This is a genomic window from Collimonas fungivorans (genome assembly GCF_001584145.1).
Taxonomy (GTDB): Bacteria; Pseudomonadota; Gammaproteobacteria; order Burkholderiales; family Burkholderiaceae_D; genus Collimonas; species Collimonas fungivorans.
In genome coordinates this window covers 2,371,704-2,394,034 of record NZ_CP013232.1, presented here as the reverse complement: position 1 = coordinate 2,394,034, position 22,331 = coordinate 2,371,704, and the positions used below count along the sequence as shown (strand labels likewise).

At 57.6% G+C, this 22,331-nt stretch carries 20 protein-coding genes; 8 read left to right on the top strand and 12 right to left on the bottom strand.

What is annotated here, in order from left to right; translation table 11 throughout:
* The first annotated feature begins 92 nt into the window (after positions 1-92).
* Positions 93-311, top strand: a complete 219-nt coding sequence (locus CFter6_RS10275; RefSeq protein WP_061539838.1) for a helix-hairpin-helix domain-containing protein — start codon at positions 93-95, stop codon at positions 309-311.
* A gap of 505 nt (positions 312-816) precedes the next feature.
* Here the strand turns inward: CFter6_RS10275 and CFter6_RS25985 are convergent.
* The 7 genes from CFter6_RS25985 to CFter6_RS10240 form a co-directional block, all read right to left on the bottom strand.
* Positions 817-2,193 (bottom strand): hypothetical protein, encoded by a 1,377-nt coding sequence (locus CFter6_RS25985; RefSeq protein WP_061539837.1) that lies wholly within the window; start codon positions 2,191-2,193, stop codon positions 817-819.
* A gap of 4 nt (positions 2,194-2,197) precedes the next feature.
* On the bottom strand, positions 2,198-2,464 hold the full coding sequence (locus CFter6_RS10265) for a PAAR domain-containing protein (protein ID WP_061539836.1): 267 nt from the start codon (positions 2,462-2,464) through the stop codon (positions 2,198-2,200).
* Between the two features lie 34 nt (positions 2,465-2,498).
* Positions 2,499-4,661: a phospholipase effector Tle1 domain-containing protein gene (locus tag CFter6_RS10260; RefSeq protein WP_061539835.1), complete on the bottom strand. Its 2,163-nt coding sequence runs from the start codon at positions 4,659-4,661 to the stop codon at positions 2,499-2,501.
* Complete coding sequence (locus CFter6_RS10255; RefSeq protein WP_061539834.1) at positions 4,651-5,154, bottom strand: hypothetical protein; 504 nt, start codon at positions 5,152-5,154, stop codon at positions 4,651-4,653. The genes CFter6_RS10260 and CFter6_RS10255 overlap by 11 nt, the downstream gene beginning before the upstream one ends.
* A complete protein-coding gene (locus tag CFter6_RS10250; RefSeq protein ID WP_061539833.1) occupies positions 5,151-6,044 on the bottom strand; it encodes a DUF4123 domain-containing protein in 894 nt (297 codons plus the stop codon). Before CFter6_RS10250 ends, CFter6_RS10255 begins: the two co-directional genes overlap by 4 nt.
* On the bottom strand, positions 6,044-8,569 hold the full coding sequence (locus CFter6_RS10245) for a type VI secretion system Vgr family protein (protein ID WP_082814687.1): 2,526 nt from the start codon (positions 8,567-8,569) through the stop codon (positions 6,044-6,046). Before CFter6_RS10245 ends, CFter6_RS10250 begins: the two co-directional genes overlap by 1 nt.
* Positions 8,570-9,077: 508 nt before the next feature.
* A complete protein-coding gene (locus CFter6_RS10240) occupies positions 9,078-9,368 on the bottom strand; it encodes a hypothetical protein (protein ID WP_061539832.1) in 291 nt (96 codons plus the stop codon).
* 170 nt (positions 9,369-9,538) lie between these two features.
* On the opposite strand from CFter6_RS10240, the gene ompR reads away from it, so the two are divergent.
* Both ompR and CFter6_RS10230 read left to right on the top strand, forming a co-directional pair.
* Positions 9,539-10,294, top strand: a complete 756-nt coding sequence (ompR, locus tag CFter6_RS10235; RefSeq protein WP_014005780.1) for an osmolarity response regulator transcription factor OmpR — start codon at positions 9,539-9,541, stop codon at positions 10,292-10,294.
* A gap of 43 nt (positions 10,295-10,337) precedes the next feature.
* Complete coding sequence (locus tag CFter6_RS10230) at positions 10,338-11,678, top strand: sensor histidine kinase (RefSeq protein WP_061542301.1); 1,341 nt, start codon at positions 10,338-10,340, stop codon at positions 11,676-11,678.
* Here the strand turns inward: CFter6_RS10230 and ispF are convergent.
* Positions 11,675-12,160, bottom strand: a complete 486-nt coding sequence (gene ispF, locus CFter6_RS10225; protein WP_061539831.1) for a 2-C-methyl-D-erythritol 2,4-cyclodiphosphate synthase — start codon at positions 12,158-12,160, stop codon at positions 11,675-11,677. The genes CFter6_RS10230 and ispF overlap by 4 nt on opposite strands.
* Before the next feature lie 25 nt (positions 12,161-12,185).
* Positions 12,186-12,893 carry a 2-C-methyl-D-erythritol 4-phosphate cytidylyltransferase gene (ispD, locus tag CFter6_RS10220; protein WP_061539830.1) on the bottom strand — a complete coding sequence of 236 codons (708 nt, stop codon included), beginning with the start codon at positions 12,891-12,893 and terminating at the stop codon, positions 12,186-12,188.
* Between the two features lie 133 nt (positions 12,894-13,026).
* On the opposite strand from ispD, the gene mfd reads away from it, so the two are divergent.
* From mfd to CFter6_RS10195, 5 genes are all read left to right on the top strand, one after another.
* Positions 13,027-16,467 (top strand): transcription-repair coupling factor, encoded by a 3,441-nt coding sequence (mfd, locus tag CFter6_RS10215; RefSeq protein ID WP_061539829.1) that lies wholly within the window; start codon positions 13,027-13,029, stop codon positions 16,465-16,467.
* A gap of 40 nt (positions 16,468-16,507) precedes the next feature.
* Positions 16,508-17,356, top strand: coding sequence for a phosphoserine phosphatase SerB (gene serB / locus CFter6_RS10210; protein WP_061539828.1), 849 nt, complete (start codon positions 16,508-16,510; stop codon positions 17,354-17,356).
* Positions 17,357-17,398: 42 nt separating this feature from the next.
* Complete coding sequence (locus CFter6_RS10205; RefSeq protein ID WP_061539827.1) at positions 17,399-17,761, top strand: DUF4870 family protein; 363 nt, start codon at positions 17,399-17,401, stop codon at positions 17,759-17,761.
* Positions 17,758-18,312, top strand: coding sequence for a GNAT family N-acetyltransferase (locus tag CFter6_RS10200; RefSeq protein ID WP_205631462.1), 555 nt, complete (start codon positions 17,758-17,760; stop codon positions 18,310-18,312). The genes CFter6_RS10205 and CFter6_RS10200 overlap by 4 nt, the downstream gene beginning before the upstream one ends.
* A 109-nt stretch (positions 18,313-18,421) precedes the next feature.
* Entirely contained in the window at positions 18,422-19,195 is a 774-nt protein-coding gene (locus CFter6_RS10195) for a class I SAM-dependent methyltransferase (protein WP_061542299.1), read from the top strand.
* 84 nt (positions 19,196-19,279) lie between these two features.
* Here CFter6_RS10195 and CFter6_RS10190 read toward each other — a convergent pair whose 3' ends face one another.
* From CFter6_RS10190 to rimO, 3 genes are read right to left on the bottom strand one after another with little or no spacing between them, the layout of a single operon-like run.
* Positions 19,280-20,443, bottom strand: coding sequence for a cystathionine beta-lyase (locus tag CFter6_RS10190; RefSeq protein WP_061539826.1), 1,164 nt, complete (start codon positions 20,441-20,443; stop codon positions 19,280-19,282).
* Positions 20,444-20,467: 24 nt separating this feature from the next.
* The gene (locus CFter6_RS10185; protein WP_150118697.1) at positions 20,468-20,905 is read right to left on the bottom strand and encodes a hypothetical protein; all 438 of its coding nucleotides are present in this window, start codon (positions 20,903-20,905) and stop codon (positions 20,468-20,470) included.
* Complete coding sequence (rimO, locus tag CFter6_RS10180) at positions 20,902-22,284, bottom strand: 30S ribosomal protein S12 methylthiotransferase RimO (protein WP_061539824.1); 1,383 nt, start codon at positions 22,282-22,284, stop codon at positions 20,902-20,904. Before rimO ends, CFter6_RS10185 begins: the two co-directional genes overlap by 4 nt.
* Positions 22,285-22,331: the final 47 nt, after the last annotated feature.

Below are 22,331 nucleotides of genomic sequence, written 5' to 3'. Positions count from 1 at the left end.
AGGTAACCTTGGTAACCTCGCCTATTTTTCTTCTGTAAGCCTCTGATTTATATAGGTTTAGGTGGTTACCCGAATTCAATGTGGAAGCTGATTTGTCAGTCTTCAAACTGCTTGTTGATTCCCTTCCCAAATCAAACGCATATCCCTACGGCCTGACAGGTGGCAAGATGGAAATACTTAAAGGTGCCGGATACCAAACTATCGGTGCCGTTGCTGATGCAACAGACGAGCAACTTTATGAGATCGACGGCATTGGAGTAAAAACCGTTCAACGCATCCGGGCGGTAGTTAATCAAGCAGTTTGGATGTAAATACTGGTTACGAGCGCTAGTTAGAATTGGATACTTCCAACGCTCATGCACACAAAATTTACACAATGACAAATAAATTGGGTAAATATTCTATTTCAGATTCCGGCCTCGGGAACCATGGGAGGCCGAATGCGAGGCAACACATACAGCCATATTACAACTTGAGTGGGCGAGAAAGAGCTTGAATTAGTCTTGATTAACCTTGTTTCAGCAATTTGCGAGTTGCGCAAGGCATTGATTTATATGACTTCCCTGTTAGTAGGCGCTCCTACGAACCAAGGGGTCGTGGGTTCGATTCCTGCCAGCCGCACCAGTAATTCGAGGGGTTGCAAGAGAAATCTTGCAACCCCTTTCTGGTTTACGTCCTCATATCGCGACCATCATCGCTGACTGTGCTGATTGTGCCAAATGGATGGCGAGAAACAAACAATCAGCGACATCTCGAACTGCGCCCTCCTCCCCTGCGTCGAAAAAAGAGACGAGAACACGTTATTGCAATGACGTATCAGCCTTGATCTGGAAAAATCACCGCCGCCGCGGTTTGCCGTGGATTGGCGACACTGACGACCAAAGTGGCTTGCTCAGTACTCGCAGCCATCTCGGCAGCCAGCGCCATATGGATGAGATCCGAAGCCGCGCCAAAGGATCCGGTCAACGCCATCGGTGCGATCCGCTGGGACAGCGGGTCCAGTTCAGGCAATGTCTTTTCCATGGCATGTATCACTTCCTGGCTGCGCGGCATGCGGTGGTCAGTATCGCTGATGACCATGCCTATCTTGTCTGCCGTGGTTTGTGCAGCGGCCATTGCTTCGGTGATGCAGGCAACCAGCGTGCTGGAATCAATTTTTCCTTTGGCGCCTCGATCTTCGGTGCGCTGCCCTCGGTGCACTGTGCCAAGCGTGCAAAGGCCGACAAGCTCCGAAGCCGCGGCGTAAGCGGCGTCGACAAGCAACACGCCGGCAGCGCCTTCGGCAGGCACAAAACCGTCCGGCACCTTGTTGGAAAACACCCGGTCCAGGGCCAGCGGGGCAAGCAAGTCATCAGGATTCACCAGGCTGTCTGCTGCCAGCAGCAAAACGTAAGGCATTTTGCTTGCACTCATGTGCCGCTGCAGGGCGTTCACGGCGCCGTAAGCGCTCTCTGTTGCCGCAGGCAACAAATGCAAATCATATTCGACGTTACGCCAGGATGACTGTCCCCAGGCTATCGAGAAGCCGAGGCGCGTTTCATTGTCCAGAGGCAGCGCCTCCGGGACCAGCCAATAGACCGGGACCGGCGCGGCGGTGGAACGAGCCAAGTCTAGTTGCTGATGGTACAAAGCATTCAACACAGTCACCAGCATCGCCGACATGCGCATGGTGCGAGAACGGGTCTCGGCCGGGTAGTCGAGTATTTCCAGGGGCAAGCCTTCAACGACCCCGGCATGGACCGGATGGCCTTCTGCATTGCGAATGATACTGTCGGGACGGAAGACTTTTTCTTTCTCCTGGCTGCTTGCCGTTGTCGCACTTGCATCGCCAAATGGCGTCACCACATTCCATGCAGCAACCCGCAGCATTTCGGCCAGCGGTGTAGCAGCCGCAACTGGTACAGCTTGCGCGGGTGCTGCGTCAGGCGGTGTTATCGCCGGTGCTGCGAGAGCGGCAAGCACTTGTACACCGACCCAGCTCAATATTGACAGCACCAACGGCGGCGCCAGTGTGATTGCCGCGATGCTTTGGCTGCCAGTCATGCCGATATTGCCGAAATGTTGAAACAGGCCGTCGAGCGAAAGCAACGGCAACAACACTATCCAGAGAATCGTCAGCAGCAAAAACGCGGCAAACCAGGTGACGCTGCGGACGGCAACGCTGGGAGAGGTAAAAAATCCGGTCAGTTTCAATGCATCACCCTTTTGAAGCAGTCGGGAGGCTTGAGATCAAGGCGCAGCCGCAAGCGGTGTGATGCCCGTGCAATGCTACCTGGCGGCCGTCGATAGTGAATGTCGGCGAGCCTTCGATGATGGGGTTGGTGCCGTGTCCGGTTTGCGGGCAGGTCACCATATCTCCCACGCGAGCTATGCCCAGGCCGTGGATGAGATGGATCGGCGATGCACTGATGACGACGCCGCCGTGCGTGGTTTTATCGCCGAGGCGAATGATGGAAAGAGCCATTAGCTGAGTCTCCTTCGATTGAAAATCATGTGCATTAAAATCCCAAGAGGCTCTTGGTAGCCTTCCAGCCATCTTCGACCACTTTCATGCCTGCATCGACTTTGTTGCCGACAGCATCAGACACCTGCTTGGCGCCTTGTCCAGCCTTGGTCGCCATATCGGACGCGGTTTTTTTCGCTGCATCGTAGGCTTCGCCGGCTTCGTTTGAAAGTTTCGTCGCGCCTTGCTTGATTTCTTGTCCTACCTCGGTAGCTTTTTTCTGAGCGGCGTCAGATAGCTCAGCTGCCTTTTTCTGAGTGGCGTCGGCCAGTTCATTCGCTTTCTTCTGTGCGGTATTGTATGAGTTGACGATCATTTTCTGACCGGCATCTACGGTCGAGATCACTACCTGCTTGCTGGTGTTGTACACCTCAACGGCGTATTTTTCTCCAGCGTTTATAGTATCGATTGTAAATTTTTCACCTACTTTGTAGGTGTGGGTAGCCGTCAGCACACCTTGCTTCCAGGTTTCCACAACAACCCCTTCTGCATTGTGATATATCTTGATCACACCATTTGTAGCTGCATCCACATTTTCATCTAACCATTGCAAGCCCTTGGCAAGCACATTACGGCTTGACTCAGTCATGCCTCGTGGCCGGAAGTAACTGAACGGTTCAACACCATTAATGAAACCAGCTTTAGAATCGTGCACCCAGTTCTGGACAAAGGTCACTATCGCGTCGTTAGCGTTGCTACTCCACGCCTCCAAGCGCCAGGATTCAGGCCGTACTGTCTGTATGTAAGCGGTGCCGGCATATTGCATTGCCTGCGGTACCGCTGCAAGCGGCGTCACAAATCCCATCGCAGACGATTTAGCGGCCTGTTCATTCATCAACTTTTTTGCCTTGTCCGGATGCAGCAATGCTTCGGCTTCGCGCGCCATGCTGACGTGTCCAATCAAGGCATGAGTCGTGTCGCCTTTCCACTGCACCTGATCGGGTGTCTTCAATCCTTTACGGGTCATTGTGCCGTAGGCAGAATACAGAGCCTTCATGTGCGCTGTAACCGTTTCCTCAGTCGTTTTACCTGCTGGCACGGCTGCCATGTAGTGCCTGTAGTGTTCTTCCGCCTTAGGGTCGATAGCGTAACGTGCGTCAAATAACGGAGCATTAAATTTTTCGATATCACGATACCCTAGCATTCGTACCCCTGCCTTCACAGCTTCGCTCATCATGTCGCGCATTGGAATACGGGCATAATTATTGGAAAGGCCTTGGGTATCGGGATTTTTACTGGTTTCCTTATTCAATGGCAGATATCCGCCACCTACGTCAGAATGCACACCGGGATAGACCGTTTCTGTCCAATTGGGCATCAAGCGGCCATGCTCGCGTATTAAATCCGAAGGGAAAGAATAGCGCAGTTCATGTGCCGCTACATAATGAACGCAGCGTTCCACCGGCCCAGCAATCTTGAGATCCTTTTCTGTCCAAGGCCAATCCAAATTGGCTGCAGGAATACCAAATGACGCTACCGTATCAAACAACCCCAAAAAGTGCACGCGAATGGGAATCGGAACTGAATGGCCATTGTCCTGATAGAACAGATCACCTGATTTATCTGCTTTGCAGCTTTTAATAAAATTATTGCTAAATGCCCGTGCCAGCGCAGCTCCACGAGAAAAACCAAAGACCGACAGATTAATTACCTTAATCAGACGGTGCGCAGCCAAAGCTTGGCCCAGTTCTGCCAAGCTTTGGTCTTTTCCTTTTTCCGAATACGCCTTCGCTGTGGCGTTCAATTTTTTAGCACTATTGAACAACGCTTGGCGCAACGCCTTATTGACATTGTCTTGACCGAAGTCCAAACGGCGGGTGCCACCTGCCCCTCCGACATTTCCGGGTAAACCATCTTCTATATTGACTAACTTTTTTTCCCACCCCTTAACAGCCGTGTTATTAAAAGGTGTGCCAACACCAGAGATATAGATTGGATAGTTATTTTGATTTGGATTCGGACGGTTAAACGCTGAAAACCATAGCCGCGCTGGATTGCTCCATTTCTGGTCTTTATCGTCCACGTCTTTGTTGTTGCCTGTGCCGTCAAAAAACACACTGATGTTGACCACATCGGAACAATCTTGCTTCGCACTTGGTTCGTCCGATGGCACATCACGGCTAGCCGCCACTGCTGCCTGTAACTGTTCATTTGCCATGTTTTTGAAACTCCTTCGCGTAGCCTAAACCACGAGCGCTTTGCTCCAAAACGTCTTTCGAGAAAATCAATTCTGCCGTGTTATCTGGATAGATATGGACACCCAGGGAGCTGGCATCAGCCGGAATTTGTTCTGGAGCGATAACCAAGGAATTTTTCGCTGTATCTGTTTCGCCATTACGCGCCATACCACGTGGCCCACCCAATTTCCAAGTCAGAGTTTGTGGCCCAAGAGGAACGGTCACGCCAGCGACAGTGCTAAATTGCCCATAAGGGCTGTTGGACAAGGAGGCCGAGCCACCGACCATAGTACCGTTTAGGTACACATCGTAAATCGGCCGATTTAAATAGTTAAACACGACAACATTTACCGCCACCTGTTTTGACATGAATAAACTCCCTTTGTGGGTTCCTTCTCCGCAAGCGGCGAGTGGATAAAGCAGGCTAAGACTTGCCAAGCTGCAGAGGATCTGACGGCGAATAAAGACGTTCATGGGAATTGCTCCAATGCTTCCGATAGGCTGAGTTGGCCGGTTTTCACATTATCCAGCAGTTCAGTCATGATGCTGTCGCGCTGCAATTGGGTACCGTAGATTAATCCGGCGCAGATATATTGAATGATGTCTTGCATCCCGCGCAAATTAAGCTTGCGTGCTTCTAGCAGATGCTGCTCGACACGTGCGTATTGTTCGATTTCTGGCAGATCGAACAGCAATTGCGGTTGAATATCCTTGATATGTCCGAGTAGGTGATCGGGAACGCTGGCCTCGACCAGCATATCGACCTGGACCGATGTCAGCTTGAGCGGTAATCCCACCTGATCGGCGTCGGCCTGGGGAGCCTCGTCACGCATTTGATGTTGCTGCCCCTCACGATCCCAATACCACCAGGCACTAATTCCCGCAAGGAGTCTGCTGCGTTGTCGCGACGATAGAACCGGACCAGGCACATGCAAAGTGCTGTCGTCTTTCTGCCCCATCAGCGTACCCAGGATAGCCGGATCCCAGAACGCAAAAATCATTTCATCTCCGTCCGGCAGAACGATGTCCGTGAACGACACTAAATGCGCGAACAGCGCGGCAAATTCCCGATGGCTGGCAATGATGGTAGTGCAGGCGGGATTGGATGCGGCGCTACGAAAGACTGATAGCCATGCATCAGAATCTTCCGCGAACGGCGGCAACTCCATCAAGTGCGGTGCGGCCTTGCTCAGTTCCGGTCCATTAGCGTCCACCAGCAAGCACTGGCTTTGCATGCCGGGCACCATGGTGCGAAGCGCGGGGAGCAGACGAGCATCCTGTGCTGAATCGACTATGGCATAGAAATAGAGCTCCGGCGCCTGAGGAAGCGCTTGCCATTGCTGCAAAAAATCTTTCATTGGCATCACTGTGTTCCCTTATTCACAAAGGCAGAACGGCCCATCGCGCGCTTCATCAGGCATTCCACGCATATGCCCTTGGGAAGCGTCGGCATGGCGAAAGGCACGGTCTTCGGTCCGGTCAGGTTGAAGTCGCCTTGGTGGATAATCCGCTGGCCGTTGGTGAGGTCGGTAATGCCGGATGCATTGATCTTGATCGCTGACCCGCCGGCGCCGATGGTGATTTCGTTCTTGGCCCAGATCTCGATGTTGTCGGTGGTGGAAATCAGGCGCAACACTTTTTCGGCAATGATGTCCATGGCATCGCTTTGCGCCTGGATCTCAACCTTGCCCTTGGCGGCAAACAGCTTGATGCCGGCGTTATAGGCAAATAGGCTGATTTTTTCCTTTACGCTGGCGACCAGGCTCTTGCCGACCGCCAGGTTGGTGTCTGTCCCGGACGACAAGGTGACGTTTTCGCCGCTGTGGATGTGCGTGCTCTTCGGCGTGGTCAGGCCAATGCCGGCCGGCGAAGCGGCCAACAGGATAGGTTCCTTGAAGCGATTCGCTTGTCCCTGGCCTTCACCCTCATATTTGTCTTGCGACGCTTCCGTGAATTTCTTCAGCGATTCCTGGCCATCCAGGGCTTCGGCATTAGCTTTGCTGCTGGTATCCGACAGGGATTTAGTGAGATTTTGCCCAGCCTCCAGCTGCTGATGCGCTTCCCGCACATCGAGTTGCGATCCCTGCGCGCCGGGACGACCAAAGGTGCTGATATACAGTCCCTTGTTGGTAGTAATAGCGCCGTAGGCGTCTGAATTCAAGGAAAAACCGGAACCGTAGAACGCCTGGCGCGTATTGCCCTGCTGCCCGACCAGGTAGCCCAGGTTCAGCTGCGCATTGGTATTGCTGCTATAAAGCTGGACCCGGTTCTGGTTCGTATTGTCGTCCATCACCAGCTGGGTAAAACCGGCGCCCTTGTATTCCTTGGATTTATAGCCGGACAGCTTGCCGTCGGTGTGCCAATCCGGCGTCTGCTCACCGTTGTAAACGCGGCCGGTAACCAGCGGGCGATCCGGATCGCCGCCGAGGAAAGTAATGACCACTTCCTGCTTGACGCGCGGCACGGCCAGCGCACCGTAGTTTTGTCCTGCATTCGGGTAACTGACCCGCACCCAGCATGAAGCCTTTTCATCGCCTGGATTCAAGCGGTTCCAGGGAAACAGGACCTTGACCCGATTCAATGTATCCGTATAGATTTCTTCGCTGGCAGGTCCCACCACAGTGGCGATCTGCGTATGCATCTCTGGCTTGCGATGTTCAAACGGACTGCGGTACTCCACAGCGCGGCGCTGCACTTCGATGCTGTTGACGCAATAGCCGCTCTGTTCGTTCGTCAACGTGGCGCTGGCGGCGGTCTGGTTCTTGGCGTCAGCAATCTGCTGCTCGAGGCTGCCCGGAAAATGATTGACAGTCGTCGATAGCGGCAAGTTGTTCTCGATATACCAGTGCAGACCAATGATGAAGAACTGGCGGTCTTCGGCGCTGTCGCGATCGTGGTCTGTATGATCCGCCAGGCTGAACCAGCGGCCGACCCCAACGGCCAACCGGGACACACTCGACCAGGCGAAATAGCGCTTGGCCTGCGACTCCCAGGCCTCGATCTTGATCTTGGCCAGCTTGTCGCCGCGATCCCGCTCCAGGTAGGTATAAGGCCCGGTGTATTCGTAGATTTCCAGCTGGTTCGGCACCGTGCCATGACCGTCCAGGGTATAGGTATTGGTAGCCTTGTTGTTGCCAGGCGATTTGTAATCGTAGGTGACGGTCGACAGCTGCTTGCTCAGCAGTTTGCGCTGGCCGCCCCATTGGGTGATCTTGTCGACTTCATCGTTGCTGCCGGCACGGTGGAAGCGGACTTCCTCCGGCGCCAGCGGCTTTAACTGATGGACGGAATCGGTAATCACCAGCGTGTGGTCGGAGCCGTCTTCCTTTTGTTCGTGATAGCTGTACCAGCCCTCTTCTTCCATCAGGCGCATCACGAAATTCCAGTCGCTCTCGTATTGCGTGCAATAGGAGCGTGACGGAGCAGCCTGCGTCAGGTCAAAGCGGAAATGGCCGCGTGCCTGAGTATGCTGGTTGAATACGTCGCTGATGATGTCGTCGGTGGTCTTGTCTTGCCAGATGCGCGCATCCTGCCGAAATTGCAGGAAATGCAGCCAGGAAGAAAACGCCAATTGATAGACCGTGAACTGGCCATCGTGGCCGAGCATGCCCACCTGATGCACATAGCCATGCACCGGCAGATAGCTGCGCTTGTCCGCCTGTTGGATCCATAGCGTCACCGGCTGGGCGATCAGCTGCTTGAGTTCGATGTTGTCCTGCAGGGACAACACATCCAGGGTGTAGGTATAACCGCGGCCCAAACGATCATGGGCAACCACGCGATGCGGAAGGAGAACGTCGGCGCCGAGCGGCGTATCGAGTTTGAGCAGGCGGTTTTGCTGGCTCACGCCCGCCTGTATTGCAGCAAGCGTTGCTTGTGCAGTTTCCATTCATGCTCCCTGAAATTTCTAGTTTGGTATGACTTATTTTGCCACAAGACATTGTTATCACACAAACAATATGACTTCACATTTAAGCGAAGCGATCATGACTTGTATTAATTTAACAATATTTCCATATTGCATCAACATACCATTCTACATGCCGAGCCCAAATGAAATTGCAAACGATTGTGGCATCCCGATATCACCGGCATAGCCTCAAAAGGCAAAAAGCCGCCCCACGTCAACAGCCCGCATTTGTGGAGCGGCTTAATCTGAATTGCCAGTTGCTGGTGATAGCATGAAGCCGGCTTGCCTGACGGCGGAGCCGCATAAGCGGATACCGCTTAAAACGCTTCGTTCCGACTTTTTAAGAAAACATATAAGGCGCGCCAGGAATAAGACGGCTATGTCTGTCCCTGCCCGTTTTCTTTAAAATTCAACGCACAATAAAAAACCGGCGATCTTCATCACCGGTTCCCTGCGCCATCCAGCTGGCATGTTCTATTTGACGATATCAGCGCCGCGGCGGATAAATATCCCGACCAGCCCTGTCGATCTGCTGGCGCAAGGCGCGCCGCTCATCCGGCGACATCCGGCCGCGTCCCTCGTTAGGGTCAGAGCCGCGGCCGCGGTTCTGCCATTGCTCATCCGGCGCCTGGCCGCGCCGTGGTTCGTACTGCGAGGGCGGCGGCGCGCGACGGTCGCCGCCGCGGTCGTCGGCCATGCGGTCGGAACGTGCAGAGGCGCTCATCATTGCCGACAGCAACAATAAACAGACACTGATTTTCCGAAACATCTTCATCATATGGACTTCTTCTGTGAATTCAGGATAACGGTTAAGATTTAATCGTCACAAATTAAGTGTAAGCTTCCCCATAAATGAGCATAAGATGTTTTTGGTAAAGTGTGTAACACTTTGTAATCCATGGGCTTTTACTGTATTTCTGAAGCGCACTCTGACGTTACCATACGACCATGAATACGATCAACACCCAAAACCAAACAAGCAATGCCCACCAACATAAAATCCTGGTGGTCGACGACGACGTCCGCTTGCGTGACCTGCTGCGACGATACCTGACGGAACAAGGCTTCCAGGTAGTCACGGCCGAGAACGCCCAGGCCATGAACAAGCTCTGGATACGCGAGCGCTACGACCTGCTGGTGCTGGACCTGATGCTGCCGGGCGAAGACGGCCTGGCGATCTGCCGCCGCCTGCGCGGCGCAGGCGACCAGACGCCGATCATCATGCTGACCGCCAAAGGCGAAGACGTGGACCGCATCGTCGGGCTGGAAATGGGCGCCGACGATTACCTGCCCAAACCGTTCAACCCGCGCGAGCTGGTGGCGCGCATCGGCGCCGTGCTGCGCCGCAAGGGGCCGGACGAACTGCCGGGAGCGCCGTCGGAAACGCCGCAGTCTTTCGAGTTCGGCGAATTCATCCTCGACCTCGGCACCCGTACTCTGAAAAAGAACGGCGAGTCGATCCCGCTCACCACCGGTGAATTCTCCGTGCTCAAGGTGTTTGCGCGGCACGCGCGGCAGCCGCTGTCGCGCGAAAAGCTGATGGAACTGGCGCGCGGCCGCGAATACGAAGTATTCGACCGCAGCCTGGACGTCCAGATTTCGCGCCTGCGCAAGCTGATCGAACCGGATCCGGCCAGCCCGCTCTACATCCAGACTGTATGGGGACTCGGTTATGTCTTCATTCCCGAAGGCCAGCCGCGCTGATGCCCTGCGCGGCATCGTCCTTCCCTCGCCAGCGCCCGGCCAGATGGTAACTCCGCACCGGCTGGCCTGGCTGAAAAGCGGTCTGATGTGGCGGACCTTTTTCATGATCGCGTTCCTGATCACGGTCAGCATGGTGACCTGGGTCGCCAGCTTCAAGATCGTCGAGCGCGGCCCGCGCGCGCAGCAGGTCGCCGCGCAGATCATCTCCATCGTCACGATTACCCGCGCTGCCCTCACCCATTCGGCGCCGGACCTGCGCAGCGAACTGCTGTTCGACCTGGCCAGCAATGAAGGCATCCGGATTTATCCGCTGGAAGATACCGACCAGATCGAGCCGCCGCCCGACAATGCCCTGATGCCCGACCTGGAACGCGAAGTACGCGCCAGGCTCGGCAACCAGACCCGGTTTTCATCCAAGGTCAACGATATCGGCGGTTTCTGGATCAGCTTCAAGATCGACAGCGACGAATACTGGCTGATGCTCGACAGCGAGCGGGTCGAGCGCAGCTCCGGCGTGCAATGGCTGCAGTGGGGCAGCGTCGCGCTGGTATTGTCGCTGCTGGGGGCGATGTTCATTTCGACCCTGATCAACCAGCCGCTGTCGCGCCTGACCGCCGCCACCCGCGCGGTAGCCAAGGGCTTGCAGCCTGAACCGCTGCCTGAAACCGGCCCGACTGAAATCGAGGAAGCCAACCGCAGCTTTAACCAGATGGTCAGCGACCTGCAGCGCATCGAATCGGACCGGGCCATCATCCTGGCCGGCATTTCCCACGATTTGCGCACGCCGCTGGCGCGCATGCTGCTGGAAGTGGAAATGGCTAACTTGTCCGACGACGCCCGCACCGGCATGCAATCCGACCTGGCGCAGATGGACGGCATCATCGGCCAGTTCCTGCATTACGCAAAACCGACGGACACCAGCAGCTTCGAGAGAATCAACCTCAGCGAACTGATCGACAGTGTGGTGCAGACCGCCGCGCGCCATGCCGACATCCGGATCCAGACCATCATCACGCCGAATGTCCACGTTTCCGGCAATGAAACCGAACTCACGCGCGTATTCAACAACCTGATAGAAAATTCGCGCCGCTACGGCAAGAAAGAAGGCGATGAATGCGTCGAAGTCGATATCAGCTGCCAAGTGCGCCAGGACAAGGTCATCCTGAACATCGCCGACCACGGCGCCGGCGTGCCGGACAACGAGATAGACCGTTTACTGCGGCCGTTCACCCGGCTCGATGTCGCGCGCGGACAAGCCAACGGTTCAGGCCTCGGCCTGGCGATCGTCAGCCGCATCGTCAAGCAGCACGGCGGCAAGCTGCGCGTCAGCAACCGCGAAGGCGGCGGCCTGGCTACCCAGATCGAACTGCAGCTGAAAACCTAGCGCGCCAGCAGCAGAGCAACCGCCTCTGCTGCAATCCCTTCCTCCCGGCCCAGATAACCCAGCTTTTCGTTGGTCTTGGCCTTGACGTTGACCTGGTTGACGGCAATCCCGCAATCGGCGGCGATGTGCGCCACCATCTGCGGGATATGCGGCGCCATTTTCGGCGCCTGGGCGATGATGGTCGAGTCGATATTGCCGACAGTGTAGCCGGCAGCGCCGATCAGCCTTACCGCCTCGCGCAGCAGCTTGCGGGAATCGGCGCCGGCAAACTGCGCGTCGGTATCGGAGAAATGACGGCCGATATCGCCCAGGGCCGCGGCGCCAAACAAGGCATCGATAATTGCGTGCAGCAGCACATCCGCGTCCGAGTGGCCCAGCAGGCCGGTTTTATGCGGAATCGTCACGCCGCCGATAATCAGCGGCCGGCCAGCCTGCAAGGCGTGGCAATCGTAACCCTGGCCGATGCGGAACTGCTGGCTCATGCTTGCTCCCTTAAATACAGTGACTTCAAAATTCTTCCTTTAGAAACAGCTCTGCCAACGCCACATCGTGCGGCAAGGTTACCTTGAAATTGCGCGGGCTGCCTTCGACCAGGCGCGGCTGCAGGCCCAGCTGCTCGACCGCGCTGGCTTCGTCGGTGACCGCTGCTGCCAGGGTCAGTGCGCGCACCAGCAAGCCATAGCGGAACATCTGCGGGGTCTGCGCGGCCCACAGTTCGGTGCGCGCCACGGTTTGCACTACGCGCGCATCCTGGGCATTTTTGTCACTGCGCTTGAGGGTATCAACCACCGGCAATGCCAGCAGGCCGCCGACCGGATCGTTGCGCAGGGTGTCAATCAGGCGCTCGATCAGGGCGCCTGTCAGACCCGGCCGGGCGGCGTCATGCACCAGCACCCAGTCGTCATCGCCAGCCTGCCCGCGAATCGCTTGCAGGCCGTTCAGCACGGAATCCCGGCGGCTGGGACCGCCATCGAACAACACCGTCACCCGTCCCTGCAGATGCGGCGCGGACGCCATCAGGTCGGCGATATAACCGTCATCGGCGCCGACCACGACATACACGTGGCTGATGGCGCCGGACGCGGCAAAGGTGTCGAGGACATGCATCAGCATCGGCTGGCCGGCCAGCTGCATATATTGCTTGGGGATATCCGCGCCTACGCGGGCACCGATGCCGGCAGCGGGAATCAGGGCAAAATAGCGGGATGGATTCATGCACAATCTCAAGGGAATCGAGTGGTTTATAATGCGGCTCTGAATTTTAACTGTCAAATCAGGCGTATTGTGGCTTTTTTTGGCCGCTATTGACGCCCTTGCAGGCTTGCGTGATATTGCAAAATAGGCCCCGATGTCCTTTGATCTAGAAAAATTGCTGCCCAAGCCGGCATCCCGTTTTGTCCTGCCGGCGCTGCATGGTTCGGCCGATGCGTTTGCATTGGCGCAAGCCGCGCTGGCGCTCAAGCCGCAGCAAAGGATGCTGGTGGTGATCGTGGCCGACGCCACCGACGGCCAGCGGCTGCGCACCGAAATCCCCTGGTTCCAGGCCGGCGCCGAGCAGACCAACGGCCTGCGCTGCCATTTGCTGCCGGACTGGGAAACCCTGCCCTACGACGCCTTCTCGCCGCACCAGGACCTGGTCTCGGAGCGGCTGGCGACCTTGTACGAGGTGCAGAACGGCCAATGCGACGTACTGCTGGTGCCTGCCACCACTGCCCTGGTCAAGATGGCGCCGCCGTCCTTCCTGGCCGGCTACACTTTCTTTTTCAAACAGGGCGAGACGCTGGATGAAGCGCGCCTGAAATCGCAGCTGACGCTGGCCGGCTACAGCCATGTCAACCAGGTCATGTCGCCCGGCGAGTATTCGGTGCGCGGCGGCCTGATCGACATTTTCCCGATGGGTTCGGTGCTGCCGTACCGGCTTGACCTGTTCGGCGACGCCATCGAAACCATACGCACGTTCGACGCCGACACCCAGCGCTCGATGTATCCGGTGAAAGAAGTCCGGCTGCTGCCGGGCCGCGAATTCCCGATGGACGAAGCGGCGCGCTCGGCCTTCCGCAGCCGCTGGCGCGAAGTGTTCGAAGGCGACCCGTCGCGCTCGGCGATCTACAAGGATATCGGCAACGGCATCGCCTCGGCCGGCATCGAATATTACCTGCCGCTGTTTTTTGAAGAGACGGCGACCTTGTTCGAATACCTGCCTGCCAGCGCGATGTTTGCCCTGGTCGGCGATATCGATAGCGCCATCCAGCGCTTCTGGAACGATACCCAGTCACGCTACAGATTCCTAAAATCGGACCGCGAGCGCCCGTTGCTGGCGCCGGAAGCCCTGTTCCTGACCGGCGAGAATTTCTTCAGCCTGGCCAAGCCGTTCGGCCGCTGGGTGATCCAGCATGGCGACGCCGCTTCCGAGCTGTCGGCGCCGATCCCGAATATCGCCGTCAACCGCCGCATCGACGACCCGCTGACCAACCTGCGCGCCTATCTGCTGCAAAGCGACCGCCGCGTGATGATTTGCGCCGAATCGAACGGCCGCCGCGAAACCTTGCAGCAGTATTTCAACGAATACGATTTGCCGCTGGCGCTGTGCGACGGTTATGCCGACTTCACCACGTCGGACAAAAAACTGATGCTGGGCGTGGCGCCCTTGCATGCCGGCTTTGAACTGCCGCAATTCGCTTTCATCACGGAAACCGAACTGTATGCAGGCTCGGGCCGCCGCATCGGCAAGAAAAAACAGGAAGGCGTCACCCAGGTCGAATCCATGGTGCGCGACCTGTCCGAGCTCAAGATCGGCGATCCGGTGGTGCACATCAACCACGGCATCGGCCGCTACATGGGCTTGCTCAGCATGGACCTGGGCGAAGGCGAAACCGAATTCCTGCACCTGGAATACGCCAAGGACACCAAACTTTACGTACCGGTATCGCAGCTGCATGTGATTTCGCGCTACTCCGGCGCTTCGCCGGAAGATGCGCCGCTGCATGCACTCGGCTCGGGCCAGTGGGAAAAGGCCAAGCGCAAAGCTGCGCAGCAGGTGCGCGATACCGCCGCGGAACTGCTGAACCTGTATGCCCGGCGCGCCCTGCGCCAGGGCCACGCTTTCGAATATTCGGCGCACGATTACGAAGCTTTCTCCGAGAGTTTCGGCTTTGAAGAAACCGCCGACCAGGCCGCCGCCATCAATGCCGTGATCAAGGACATGACCAGCGGCAAGCCGATGGACCGCCTGATCTGCGGCGACGTCGGTTTCGGCAAGACCGAGGTGGCGCTGCGCGCCGCCTTTGTCGCCGTGCTCGGCGGCAAACAGGTCGCGATCCTGGCGCCGACCACGCTGCTGGCGGAACAGCACGCGCAAACCTTTGCCGACCGCTTCGCCGACTGGCCGGTAAAGATTGCGGAACTGTCGCGTTTCCGCAGCGGCAAGGAAGTCACGCAAGCCATCAAGGGCATGGCCGACGGCACGCTGGACATCGTGATCGGCACCCATAAGCTGCTGTCCGACGATATCAAGTTCTCGCGACTGGGACTGGTGATCATCGACGAAGAACACCGTTTCGGCGTGCGCCAGAAAGAAACGCTCAAGGCGCTGCGGGCCGAGGTCGACGTCCTGACGCTGACCGCAACGCCTATCCCGCGTACCCTGGGCATGGCGCTGGAAGGCCTGCGCGAATTCTCCATCATCGCTACTGCGCCGCAAAAGCGCCTGGCGATCAAGACCTTCGTGCGCAGCGAAGGCGAATCGACCATCCGCGAAGCCTGCCTGCGCGAACTGAAGCGCGGCGGCCAGGTCTATTTCCTGCACAATGAAGTGGAAACCATCCAGAACCGCAAGGCGATGCTGGAAGCGCTGTTGCCGGAAGCGCGCATCGCCATTGCCCATGGCCAGATGCACGAGCGCGACCTGGAAAAAGTCATGCGCGATTTTGTCGCCCAGCGCTTCAACATCCTGCTGTGCACCACCATCATCGAAACCGGCATCGACGTACCGACCGCCAACACCATCATCATGCACCGCGCCGACAAGTTCGGCCTGGCGCAGTTGCACCAGCTGCGCGGCCGCGTCGGCCGTTCCCATCACCAGGCTTACGCTTACCTGCTGGTGCACGACGTCCAGGGCCTGACCAAGCTGGCGCAGCGCCGGCTGGATGCGATCCAGCAGATGGAAGAACTCGGCAGCGGTTTCTACCTGGCCATGCACGACCTGGAAATCCGCGGCGCCGGCGAAGTACTGGGCGATAACCAGTCGGGCGAAATGCACGAAATCGGTTTCCAGCTGTATTCCGACATGCTCAACGAAGCCGTGCGCTCCCTGAAGAACGGCAAGGAGCCGGACCTGGCGGCGCCACTGTCGACCACTACCGAGATCAACCTGCACGTGCCGGCCCTGCTGCCCAACGACTATTGCGGCGATGTGCACGAAAGGCTGTCGATCTACAAGCGCCTGGCCAATTGCAACGCCTCTGACAAGATCGACGACCTGCAGGAAGAATTGATCGACCGCTTCGGCAAGCTGCCGGACCCGGCCAAAGCTTTGATTGAAACGCATCGCCTGCGAATTGCCGCCAAGTCGATAGGCATCGTCAAGATCGATGCGCATACCGATTCCGCCCTGCTGCAATTCGTGCCGAATCCGCCGATCGACGCCATGCGCATCATCGAACTGATCCAGAAAAACCGCCATATCAAGCTGAACGGCCAGGACAAATTGCGCATCACCGTCAACATGCCCGACCTGGCGGCGCGCCTGACCCAGGTCAAGGCGACCATCAAGGCCTTAGCGGGATGATGTTCCAATTATTTGAATTTTTGTAGAGCCACACAGACACATGAAACTGATCTTGCAAAGCCTGAGCGCGGAACGCAACACCATTGACCGCATCGCCAACTTGGCCGGCGTCGCCGCTGCCGACATCAGCAGTGGCGGCCGCCATGCCTGGCGTTGCGAAGGCGTCGACTATTCGGAAAGCCTGAAAACGCTGATCGACGCCGCCTGCTACGGTGCCCGGATCGATTGCGCCTGGCTGCCGGCGGCGCCGAAACTCGGTGATTTCAAATTGCTGGCCATGGACATGGACTCGACCCTGATCACGATCGAATGCATCGATGAAATTGCCGACATGCAGGGTTTGAAGCCGCAAGTCTCGGCAATTACCGAAGCGGCGATGCGCGGCGAGCTGGAGTTCAATGAAAGCCTGACCCGACGCGTGGCCTTGCTCAAGGGCCTGGAAGCGACGGCGCTGCAGCGGGTGCTGGACGAACGGCTGCAATTGTCGCCGGGAGCGGAAAACATGCTGGCGGCGGTCAAGGCAGCCGGCCTCAAGACCTTGCTGGTGTCGGGCGGCTTCACTTTTTTTACCGACCACATGAAAGCCACACTCGGACTCGATTACGCTCATTCCAACGTGCTGGAAATCGTCAACGGCAAGCTGACCGGCAAAGTGCTGGGTGGTATCGTCAATGCCGAGGAGAAAAAGCTGACGGTCGAACGCGTCTGCGCCGGACTGAATATCGCTCCCAGCCAGGCGATCGTCATGGGCGACGGCGCCAACGACCTCGCCATGATGCGGATCGCCGGCCTGTCGGTAGCCTTCCGCGCCAAGCCGGTGGTAAGGGCGCAAGCCAGCGTGGCCTTGAATTTTGTCGGTTTGGATGGCATCTTGCCTGTATTGGCGTAATTCCTGAAGAATCCAGCGCCTCTTTTCATATAAAGGACAGTCATGGCACAAGAACTAGTCTTCGATAGCAAGCTGCATTCCGAAAAAAACCTTGCCTGGTGGCTCTACCTGTTTCATGCAGCCAGCCTGCTGTTTTCCCTGGGGGCGCTCTCCTGGATCCCCCTGATCATCAATTATGTCAAACGCTCGGATGCGGCGGACACCTTCGTATACAGCCACCATAACTGGCAAATCCGCTCATTCTGGTGGTATCTGCTGTGGATGGTCGTCGGCGGCGCCCTGTTCCTGACCGTGCTCGGCATCCCGCTGGCCTTCGCGGTGTGGGGCATTGCCTGGCTGTGGAAGGGCTATCGCCTGATCAAGGGCATAGTGGATTTGAATGACAATAAGGCAATGCCTGCTTGATCCAGGTTATCGAAAAAACCTCTGCGGCAAACGGCAACTCGGTCAGGGTCATGTCCGTCAAGGACATCCCTGCCGTCATGCAAATCCAGGCGGAATGCTATCCGCCGCTTATGCTGGAATCGGAAGCCGTATTCCGCGCCCGCCTGGCCCTGACCCCGGCCACCTGCTGGATCTGGTCAGGGCACGGGGAAGACGCCGGCGCCTACCTGTTCAGCTACCCTTCCAGCAAGGATGCCATCACCGCGCTCGACCATCCTTTCAAGATCCCGGCGGCCCCTGACTGCCTGTACCTGCATGACCTGGCGGTTGCGCCGGCTGCGCGCGGCCGGCGCGCAGCCAATACTCTGGTAGCAACCGCGCTGGAACACGCGCGGACCAACGGGTTGCGCTGGAGTGCACTGGTATCGGTACAGCAATCGCAGCCATTCTGGAGCGCGCTGGGTTATGCGCCGGTGGAAGTATTGCATTCTCCAGCCAGGGAAAACCTGGCCAGTTACCAGCAGCCCGCCGGCCTGGCCGACGCCGTCTACATGTTGCAACGGCTGGCGTGACGATTTATGATGAACTTCGAACCACACAACGATTGGGAGGCGGGTATGAAAGCTTGTATTTCTTTAATGAGTGAAATGAAAACCAAACACTTTAAAGGAATACATGAGCATGACCGCTTCTTCCCAAGATCAATTCAAATACACCACTATCTCGCATAGCGAGCATCGCTACTGCTGCCCCCTTTCGCCAGCCAAGGCCCGCGAATTAATAGCCGCACTCGATCTGCCTCCAAATGCCTTGGTGCTGGATGCCGGATGCGGCAAAGCCGCACTGCTGCGTGAACTGGTGCAGTCGATGCCGGCGCGCGGCGTCGGCGTCGACATCAATGCGCGGTTCCTGGCTGAAGCTGCAAGTGCTTGGACGGCCAGCAATCCAGGCGATCCTCGCCTGACTCTTGTCGAAAGCCAGGTTGAACCTCATCCGCTTCCAACCGACGGCTACGACGCCATCATCTGCATCGGCTCAAGCCATGTCTTCGGCGGTTTTGAGCCCTGCCTCTCTACTTGCATGCAATGGCTCAAGCCGGGAGGCTTGCTGCTGGTCGGCGAAGGATATTGGAAACAGCCGCCTGCGGACCAGTATCTTGCCATTCTCGGCGCAACGCGGGACGAACTCACCAGCCATTCGCAGAATGCTCAACGTGCGCTGGCGCACGGCTACAAGCTGCTGACATCTACGATTAGCAGCGACGACGAGTGGGATCAATACGAAGGTTTGTACTACCAGACAATGATGCGCCATGTGACTGCCTATCCGGCAGATCCGGACGCTGCGGCCTTTGGCGAGCGGGCGCAGCTCTGGTATGACAACTATCAGGCGTCGGGCAGATCAACGCTGGGATTTGGCTATTATCTTTTAGAAAAAATCTTACTATCTCGCTGACATGCAAACAAAAATGCCGACCTGCTTGGGTCGGCATTTTTACTTCGTCCATGGCCATTACCGGCTGCAAGCGGAACTACCCTTCTACATGGAGGCAAAAGCCTGTTCGATATCGGCAATCAGGTCCTGCGGATCTTCCAGCCCGATATTGAAGCGCACCAGCGTGCCCTGGTCCTGCCAGTTCTTGCGCATGCCCTGGATCCGGTAAGGTACGCAGAGGCTGTTGGCGCCACCCCAGCTGTAGCCGATCTTGAACAGTTGCAGGCTGTCGACGAAACGGTCGGTCTGTTCTTCGCTATGGCGCGCATCGAACAGCACCGAAAACAAGCCGCCCGCGCCGGTGAAATCACGCTTCCAGTTTTCATGTCCGGGGCAATCCGCAAACGCCGGATGCAGCATCCGGCTGATCTGCGGCTGTTGCTGCAGCCAGGCGGCGACCGTGCGAGCGCCGGCATCGTGCGCGTCGAAGCGCAGTTTCATGGTCGGCAGGCTGCGCAGCACCAGGTAGGCATCGTCCATGCCGACGCCGAAACCGAGCCGCATGTGCGCCATCTGCAGCTTCTGGTTCAGGGCCGGATCCCTGGTGATTACCGCACCCATCAGCACGTCCGATCCGCCCGACTGGTATTTGGTCAACGCTTGCATCACGATGTCGACGCCAAGATCGAAAGCGCGCAAAGCCAGGCCGGCCGACCAGGTATTGTCTATCGCCACCAGCACGCCCTTGGCGTGCGCGGCGGCGCAGATGGCCGGCAGGTCCGGCACTTCCATCGATACCGAACCCGGCGCCTCGGTCCACACCAGGCGGGTGTTCGGCTGGATCAGGCTGGCGATGCCGGCGCCGACCATAGGATCGTAATAGCGCGCGGTAATGCCGAAGTCCTTGGACAGCCAGTTGCCGAGCTCGCGGTTGGGGTTGTACACATTGTCCGGCAGCAGCACGTCGTCGCCGCTTTTCAGCAGGGCCAGGTCAACCATGGTGATCGCGGCCAGGCCGCTGGGCGCCAGCAGGCAGTGCTGGCCGCCTTCGATTTCCGCCAGGCGCGCTTCCAGCGTGAATGAGGTTGGCGTGCCGTGCAGGCCGTAGGTATAACTGTTCTTTTCCTGCCACTCGCGCGCGCGCATTGCCGCCACATTCTTGAACAGCACGGTAGAAGCATGGTGAATCGCCACCGGGAACGCGTCAAAACCTGCCGGCGCGGTGTAATCGCTGTGCATCAATGCGGTTTGAGAATTCTTTTTTGCCATGTTCAATGATGGTTTTAGAGGATTTTACTGAGCGGATCTGGCGGCCTGGACAGTCAAGGCGAAAGGTTTCGTCACCGCATCGTCGGTAGTGGACCAGGTGCCGCTGAACGTATCGCCGACCAGCTTGCCGGCCCACTCGCCCGAGACATCCTTGCCGTTGATGGATTCTTCCATGATGACATCGGCATTGTCCGATTCGCCTGCCAGCAGGATTTTGGCGGATTGGCCGACAATCACGTAAGTACCCTGGATGCCTTCGGTCGGATCCGGCTTCAGCTGCAGGTGCATTTCGATCTGCGCATCGCCCAGCGTGCCGCGCAAGGTCAGCGGCCTGGCGAACAGATCTTGCGCGCCCGCTGTCGCTGCAGGCGCAACCGCGGCACTCCCATTATCGGCAAACACTGGTGCAGCGGCAAAAGCGGTCAACAGCGTCAGTACCACGACAAACTTCCCTGCCATCATGCAGCAGCCCACAGGTCATGTGCATCGGAGGCGGTGATGGCGACGTCGACAAATTCGCCGACCACCAGCTTCTTGTGCGGTTCATATGGCGGCTTGACGTACACCACGCCGTCGATTTCCGGCGCATCGGCGCTGGAACGGCCGACGCCGCCGTTACGGTCGACGGAGTCAATCAGCACTCGCATGGTCTTGCCGACCTTGGCTTGCAGGCGTTTCTTGGAAATTTCTTCCTGCAGCTGCATGACGCGGCCGCGGCGCTCTTCGCGCAACTCTTCCGGCACCGGATTATCCAGGGCGTTGGCGGTCGCACCCTCCACCGGCGAATAGGCGAAGCAGCCGAGGCGGTCGATTTCAGCCTCTTTCAGGAAGTCCAGCAGGTATTCGAATTCGGCCTCGGTTTCGCCCGGGAAGCCGGCGATGAAAGTGGAGCGGATGGTGAGGTCCGGGCACATCGCGCGCCAGGCCTGGATTCGCTCGATATTCTTTTCACCGCTGGCCGGGCGCTTCATGCGCTTCAGCACATCGGGATGGGCATGCTGCAGCGGCACGTCGAGGTAAGGCAGTATCTTGCCTTCAGCCATCAGCGGGATGATCTGGTCGACGTGCGGGTACGGATAAACGTAATGCAGGCGCACCCAGGCGCCGTATTGCGCGGCCAGTTCGCCCAGCGCCGTAACCAGTTGCGTCATGTGGGTCTTGACCGGCTTGCCGTTCCAGAAGCCCATGCGGAATTTGACGTCGACACCGTAGGCGCTGGTGTCTTGCGAAATCACCAGCAACTCTTTGACACCGGCCTTGAACAGGTTTTCGGCTTCCAGCATGACATCGGCGATCGGGCGCGACACCAGGTCGCCGCGCATCGACGGGATGATGCAAAAACTGCAGCGGTGGTTACAGCCTTCCGAAATTTTCAGGTAAGCGAAATGCTTGGGCGTCAGCTTGACGCCCTGCGGCGGCAGCAGGTCAAAGAACGGCGCGTGCGGCTTGGGCAGGTGCTTGTGCACGGCAAACATGACTTCGCCGACCGCATGCGGGCCGGTCACTTCCAGCACTTTCGGGTGGATTTTCTGGATGATATCGTCGCCGTCGGCGTCTTTCTTGGCGCCCAGGCAGCCGGTCACGATGACCTTGCCGTTTTCGCTCAGGGCTTCGCCGATGGCGTCCAGCGACTCTTGCACCGCAGCGTCGATAAAACCGCAGGTATTGACGATCACCAGGTCCGCGCCCTGGTACGACTTGGCAGTTTCATAACCTTCCGCGCGCAGCTGGGTCAGGATTTGTTCGGAGTCGACTAGTGCCTTTGGGCAACCAAGGGAGACGAAACCGACCTTAGGGGCGGCAACAGGTACGGCAGGCGCTGCGGAAATGACGTTGGACATGGCGGGAGGTGGGGTCAAAGCAAAGTCGCTATTGTACCCCTTCCACT

Coding starts and splice junctions, on each gene's coding strand:
- CFter6_RS10255 (WP_061539834.1), bottom strand. CDS start 5,154: ATGAACGTCTTTATTCGCCGTCAGATCCTCTGCAGCTTGGCAAGTCTT.
- CFter6_RS10245 (WP_082814687.1), bottom strand. CDS start 8,569: ATGGAAACTGCACAAGCAACGCTTGCTGCAATACAGGCGGGCGTGAGC.
- CFter6_RS10250 (WP_061539833.1), bottom strand. CDS start 6,044: ATGCCAATGAAAGATTTTTTGCAGCAATGGCAAGCGCTTCCTCAGGCG.
- ispF (WP_061539831.1), bottom strand. CDS start 12,160: ATGAGCCAGCAGTTCCGCATCGGCCAGGGTTACGATTGCCACGCCTTG.
- rimO (WP_061539824.1), bottom strand. CDS start 22,284: ATGTCCAACGTCATTTCCGCAGCGCCTGCCGTACCTGTTGCCGCCCCT.
- CFter6_RS10240 (WP_061539832.1), bottom strand. CDS start 9,368: ATGATGAAGATGTTTCGGAAAATCAGTGTCTGTTTATTGTTGCTGTCG.
- CFter6_RS10185 (WP_150118697.1), bottom strand. CDS start 20,905: ATGATGGCAGGGAAGTTTGTCGTGGTACTGACGCTGTTGACCGCTTTT.
- serB (WP_061539828.1), top strand. CDS start 16,508: ATGAAACTGATCTTGCAAAGCCTGAGCGCGGAACGCAACACCATTGAC.
- CFter6_RS10230 (WP_061542301.1), top strand. CDS start 10,338: ATGGTAACTCCGCACCGGCTGGCCTGGCTGAAAAGCGGTCTGATGTGG.
- CFter6_RS10260 (WP_061539835.1), bottom strand. CDS start 4,661: ATGGCAAATGAACAGTTACAGGCAGCAGTGGCGGCTAGCCGTGATGTG.
- CFter6_RS10190 (WP_061539826.1), bottom strand. CDS start 20,443: ATGGCAAAAAAGAATTCTCAAACCGCATTGATGCACAGCGATTACACC.
- ompR (WP_014005780.1), top strand. CDS start 9,539: ATGAATACGATCAACACCCAAAACCAAACAAGCAATGCCCACCAACAT.
- CFter6_RS10205 (WP_061539827.1), top strand. CDS start 17,399: ATGGCACAAGAACTAGTCTTCGATAGCAAGCTGCATTCCGAAAAAAAC.
- mfd (WP_061539829.1), top strand. CDS start 13,027: ATGTCCTTTGATCTAGAAAAATTGCTGCCCAAGCCGGCATCCCGTTTT.
- CFter6_RS10195 (WP_061542299.1), top strand. CDS start 18,422: ATGACCGCTTCTTCCCAAGATCAATTCAAATACACCACTATCTCGCAT.
- ispD (WP_061539830.1), bottom strand. CDS start 12,893: ATGAATCCATCCCGCTATTTTGCCCTGATTCCCGCTGCCGGCATCGGT.
- CFter6_RS10265 (WP_061539836.1), bottom strand. CDS start 2,464: ATGGCTCTTTCCATCATTCGCCTCGGCGATAAAACCACGCACGGCGGC.